This is a genomic window from Sphingomonas sp. 10B4 (genome assembly GCF_035019905.1).
GTDB lineage: Bacteria > Pseudomonadota > Alphaproteobacteria > Sphingomonadales > Sphingomonadaceae > Sphingomonas > Sphingomonas glacialis.
Genome location: NZ_JASJVC010000331.1, coordinates 1 through 269 on the forward strand (window position 1 = coordinate 1; position 269 = coordinate 269).

Annotated in this window: 1 protein-coding gene; it reads right to left on the reverse strand. The window is 57.6% G+C overall.

Annotated elements, in window-relative coordinates; all coding sequences use genetic code 11:
* Positions 1-131: 131 nt before the first annotated feature.
* On the reverse strand, positions 132-269 hold a 138-nt coding region (locus tag QN347_RS20015; RefSeq protein WP_323494431.1), incomplete at its 5' end, for a non-canonical purine NTP pyrophosphatase.

Below are 269 nucleotides of genomic sequence, written 5' to 3' on the forward strand. Positions count from 1 at the left end.
GGGCGGCAAGACGCTCAGATTGAGGCTGCCAGGCGCGAGGAAACGCGCGGCCACATCCTGCGGCACGGCGTCGAGCGCCATGGCTGGGCGGGCAGCCGGCGCGCCAGTATTCGAAATCGGCTTAATCGGAATCATTTTAATTTCTCGAACAAAACGCGTAGTGCTTGGGCCCGATGTGAGCGTTGATTTTTTTCTGCCGCATCGAGTTCAGCCACGGTTTTCCCTAAATCCGGCAGGTAAAAGTGCGGATCATAGCCGAAGCCATTGCT